Source organism: Vulcanisaeta sp., assembly GCF_049966235.1.
In the GTDB taxonomy this organism is placed as follows: domain Archaea; phylum Thermoproteota; class Thermoprotei; order Thermoproteales; family Thermocladiaceae; genus Vulcanisaeta; species Vulcanisaeta moutnovskia.
In genome coordinates this window covers 1-4894 of the sequence record NZ_JBMFVA010000037.1, presented here as the reverse complement: position 1 = coordinate 4894, position 4894 = coordinate 1, and the positions used below count along the sequence as shown (strand labels likewise).

5 protein-coding genes are annotated in these 4894 nt (G+C 39.0%); 4 read left to right on the top strand and 1 reads right to left on the bottom strand.

From position 1 onward, the window contains the following. From ACP5L5_RS11310 to ACP5L5_RS11300, 3 genes are all read left to right on the top strand, one after another. The coding region (locus ACP5L5_RS11310) for an enolase C-terminal domain-like protein (RefSeq protein ID WP_428763885.1) at positions 1 to 433 on the top strand (433 nt) is incomplete at its 5' end. Positions 434 to 632: 199 nt separating this feature from the next. Beyond that, a complete protein-coding gene (locus ACP5L5_RS11305) occupies positions 633 to 1508 on the top strand; it encodes a fumarylacetoacetate hydrolase family protein (protein WP_428763883.1) in 876 nt (291 codons plus the stop codon). A gap of 57 nt (positions 1509 to 1565) precedes the next feature. Beyond that, positions 1566 to 3023: an aldehyde dehydrogenase family protein gene (locus tag ACP5L5_RS11300; RefSeq protein ID WP_428763881.1), complete on the top strand. Its 1458-nt coding sequence runs from the start codon at positions 1566 to 1568 to the stop codon at positions 3021 to 3023. Between the two features lie 171 nt (positions 3024 to 3194). On the opposite strand, the gene ACP5L5_RS11295 is transcribed toward ACP5L5_RS11300, so the two are convergent. After that, positions 3195 to 4202, bottom strand: a complete 1008-nt coding sequence (locus tag ACP5L5_RS11295) for a mannonate dehydratase (protein ID WP_428763879.1) — start codon at positions 4200 to 4202, stop codon at positions 3195 to 3197. Positions 4203 to 4484: 282 nt separating this feature from the next. Here ACP5L5_RS11295 and ACP5L5_RS11290 point away from each other — a divergent pair. Further along, positions 4485 to 4894, top strand: a 410-nt coding sequence (locus ACP5L5_RS11290; RefSeq protein ID WP_428763877.1) for an aldehyde ferredoxin oxidoreductase N-terminal domain-containing protein, incomplete at its 3' end; no start/stop codon positions are given.

Here is a 4894-nt window from a genome sequence, read left to right as displayed (position 1 = left end):
GAGGATAGCCAGGGCACTTGATATACCAATAGCCGCGGCAGAGACACTATTCACTAAGTATCAATGGCTCGAGTTCATGATTAAGGAGGCCGTGGACATAGCAATGCCGGACATAGCCAGGGCCGGCGGTATAACCGAGGCCATGAGGATAGCAGCCCTTGCTGATTCCTTTGGAATACCAATGACATTCCACGTAGGCCTGTCAGGAATCGGCTGCAGGGCAGCCACACTGCAGTTTACTGCTTCATTACCAAACCACATAATATTTACACCAACCTATGAGCACTACTACATAGAGAAAAATCCATTAGCCTATGAAATAACCAAGGAACCGGTGGAAGTATTTAAGGGTGATTATGTAGAAATATCAAATAAACCAGGACTTGGTATAGAGATGAATGAGGAAAAATTAAGGAAGTATACCGAGGCCTAACCTTATATATTTAAATAATTTACTTAATAATCTTCTGGTCAAGTGACAAAATTAACTCTATAAAGAGGAATATAGAAAGATAAATGAAATTCTTCATAGATTTTAACAAAAACTAGGTTTAATCATAAAATTAAACTCGTTAGCTACACTAACAACTGTTAGATATAGAATATAAAAATAAGCAGGTAATCGTTTTAGCGTGAGGATTTTTAGACTAACCAATAAAGGTTGGGTTGGAAACTTTGCAATAATAAATAATAAAACCTACGTATTATTAAGTGACCCAATAACCGCATTAAAGATTTATTCCGAAGGTAAGGACATACCATTAGGTCCCGAGGTAAGTATCAGTCTTGATGATTTACTTAATAGAGATTACACGTTTAAGGACCTTAGATTTACTAAGCCTTATGACCCACCTGAGGTTTGGGGTAGCGGTATAGTCTACGAAGTAGCCAGGGCTAGGTATAGCGAAGAGGATGTAGCCATAATAAAGGGTAGGACTATTTATGAGCTTGTTTATGACGCAGAGAGACCAGAAATCTTCTTTAAAGGTACAGCAAATAGGTGTGTCGGACATGGTGAACCCATAGCTATTAGAACTGATTCTGAATGGACTCTGCCTGAACCTGAACTCGGTGTGGTTATTGATTCCAGCGGTAAAATACTGGCTTATACTATTAGCGATGATGTTTCTGCAAGGGATCTAGAAGCGCAAAATCCACTTTACCTACCTCAATCAAAGATTTATAATGGCTCATGCGCCATAGGACCATTCCTAGTAACTCCAGACGAGATTGGAAATCCATACAGCCTTGATATATCAATGAGAATAATAAGAAACGGCCAAGTAATATATGAAGGCAGCATTAATACTTCAAGAATGAGGAGAAGAATTGAGGACCAAATAAAGTACCTAATTAGAAATAATAGTGTGCCTGACGGAACATTACTCAGCACAGGAACAGCAATAGTTCCCGGTAAAGATAAAGGATTGAAACATAGCGATATTGTAGAAATAACAATAACAAAACTGGGGACCCAAAGGACCCCTGTTGTAAAGCTTAATCTTTAGTCTATTATATTTTAATACTAGTAAAATTTAAAAATAGGTTAAAAAACAAGTAATACGATGCATGAGAAAGGTATATATATAGGTCGTTATACTATGCCCAAGGATAGAGAATACTACGAAATCAGAAATCCTGCAGATACTAGGCAGATAATATCAAAATTTCCCAAATTAGCTAGGGATGATGTTAAAGCCGCAATCTCGATTGCTAAGGATGCATTTCAAAAATGGAGTAAGACTTTACCTGTTGAAAGGGCTAAAATACTCTATAAGACTGCAGAAATTATTGAGTCAAGGGCAAATGATTTGGCTAGGTTATTAACAATGGAGGAGGGTAAGACTCTTAATGATAGTGTGTTTGAGGTTGTCAGAACGGCGAACTTACTTAGATTTTATGCTGGTTTGATAACGAGAGCTCAGGGTAAGGTAATACCATCTCAAGATAAGAACACGATAATACTTACTACCAGAGAGCCTCTTGGTGTAATTGCTGTAATTACGCCCTGGAACTTTCCACTATCATTACCTGCATGGAAAGTAATACCAGCCATAGCCACTGGTAATACTGTAGTTTGGAAGCCAGCCAGTATAACCCCAACAATTGCTCTTGAACTCGTTAAGGTATTCTACGAAGCCGGATTACCAGAGGGTGTTTTGAACCTTGTAACGGGTCCTGCCAGTGAGGTTGGTGATGAGTTAGTAACAAATAAGGAGATAGATGCCATAACATTCACAGGCTCACTACAGACTGGGAAGGAAATTAATGAAAAGATTGGTAGGCAAAACAGGTTTATTAGGATACAACTTGAGCTAGGTGGTAAGAATGCTACGGTTCTTTCAAAGAATGGTGATGCCGACTTAGCCATTGAATTGACTGTTAGGTCTGCCTTTGGCTTAACTGGGCAGGCCTGTACAGCTACATCAAGGTTCTTGGTGCCTGAGGAAATGCATGATGAGGTATTAAATAAGTTAGTAGAAAGGACGAAGAAGGTTGTTGTTGGTAATGGGTTAAAGAATGGCGTTGACATGGGTCCATTAGCAAGTAGGGAGCAGTATGAGAAGGTTCTGAGCTATATAGAGATTGGTAAGAATGAAGGTGCTAAGCTTGTTTATGGTGGGCAACCAATTAGAGGAGGTGAGGAGTTTGATTATGGGTATTTTGTTATGCCGACAATATTTGACCAGGTAACTTCGGATATGAGGATAGCTAAGGAGGAGATATTTGGCCCGGTACTGGCTGTTATGACTTATAGGACACTTGATGAGGCGATAGATATCGTTAACTCCACGGAATATGGATTAATCGCTGGCATAATAACTAAGGATATAAGTGAGGCAGCAAGGTTTGCTGAAAACGTTAAGGCCGGTGTAATAAAGGTGAATAAGCCAACAATAGGGTTAGAACCCTGGGTACCCTACGGCGGTGTGAAGAGTTCGGGAAATGACGTATATAAGGAGATGGGTGAGGAAGCCATAGAATTCTTCACAAGAATAAAGGCAACATACATAGGATACTAATCCTTATTCTTAACTTGATAAAAATTATAATTTTCCTAAATTAGGTGTAAAATTTAGGATGCTAAGCAAGGAAGACCTTCAAAAGATCCAAACGAAAAATGTCTTAAGGCATCTTTATATATGTTATATAATACTAATACCTTAATTATTAATTTTACCCTACATTTATATTTAATTATTTCTTTGCTTAATAGCTACCGTGAATAGACCTTTGATATAACCGATACTGTAAATTCTTCCTAGGTATGAATAGCCTGGTACGAACTCCACATCATTCTCAAGAGTCGGTGTATGATCAACCCTCAAGTACCACTCATGATCTATCTCAAGAAGTGCCCTTGCGGCTTTCACAAGGTCAGTCTTACCCTCACCGATCAAGGTCTCAACGAAGTTATACTTATCGCCCTGAACATCCCTGAAGTGAACGAAGTAGATCCTATCCTTCAACTTCCTAATTGCATTAGCAATATCATCAGTCATCAACGTGAAATTACCCATACAGAAGGTTATGCCGTTATGCTCACTCTTAACGAGAGCCATCAACTTCTCAAAGGCTTCCACACTATTCATAATCCTTGGAATACCTCTATAATCAGGTATTGGTGGGTCATCAGGGTGTATCGCTAATTTGACGTCATACTGCTCAGCAATAGGTATTATGTATTCAAGGAAATCCTTAAGATTCCTCCACAGATCCTCATGAGTAACCTTACCAACACGCTTAAGTATTGCCGGTTCAGGCGCATTCTTAATATCATCAATACTGAATCCTGTCACGTACATACCGCCCCTACCCTGAATATGAGTCCTAGTCCTAGACCATAGGATACCAGCCATCCAATTATAGATCCAAATTTTAATACCCAACTTACCCATATTCTCAATAAGCCTAGCCACAGCATCCAACTCCTCCTCCTTTAACTCCCTAATACCAAGCCTAACACCATCCATTGGAGGATTATCCTCAATAGCCACAAGCCTAAGCCCATTCTCTTCAAGCATTTGTTTATAACGCATCAACGGTTCATAATCCCACGGCTTCTCCTCCTCAACCTGTCTCCAATCCCTAAACCACCTAGGCAAAACACCATCAACATAATCAACACCCAACTGCTTAAGAGCACGCCAAAACCAACTGGGCCTATTCTCAAGTATTATTTCTGCAAATTTAGGTTCCATATACTAAACCAAGCGTTTAATAAGTAAATCAGAGATATAAATATGCAGTTTAACCGGTTAACATTACAAGTTAGGAGATAAGTATCATTAAACTTTAAGTGACCTCTCAAATAATCCTTAATATTCCACGTTAATGTACTCTTTTAAGTAGCGCACTATCTTACCACGAATTATGAAGTTATATCAATTAAGTATCTTAGGTATTAAATGATACATTTATGATTATGATAATATTATATGTAAGATAAAATCCTTAATAGGTTTAAGATATGCTTCAGGATAATGGCACTCTTCGGTTGGGTTAGTAAGGTGTTATATATTGATTTAAGTAATGATAAGGTGTGGATTGAAAATGTTGATCCCGAGATTTATGATAAGGTACTTGGTGGCGAAGGATTTGCTGCCTACGTGATTTATAAGAGGTTGAGGGAAATAAAGGGTCCGCTTGATCCGTCAAATGTGTTGGTATTTGCGAGTGGTCCTTTGACCAGTGATTTGATTCCGCAGAGCGGTAGGGTTTCTGTTGGCTTTATATCACCATTGACAGGCATATGGGGCTCTGCGCACATAGGTACTAGGTTTGCATATGAGATGAAGAGGGCTGGCTTTGATGCGATTGTTGTACTTGGCAGGGCTGAGAGACCTGTTTATGTTTATGTTAAGGATGACATTGCGGACATTAGGGATGCCAG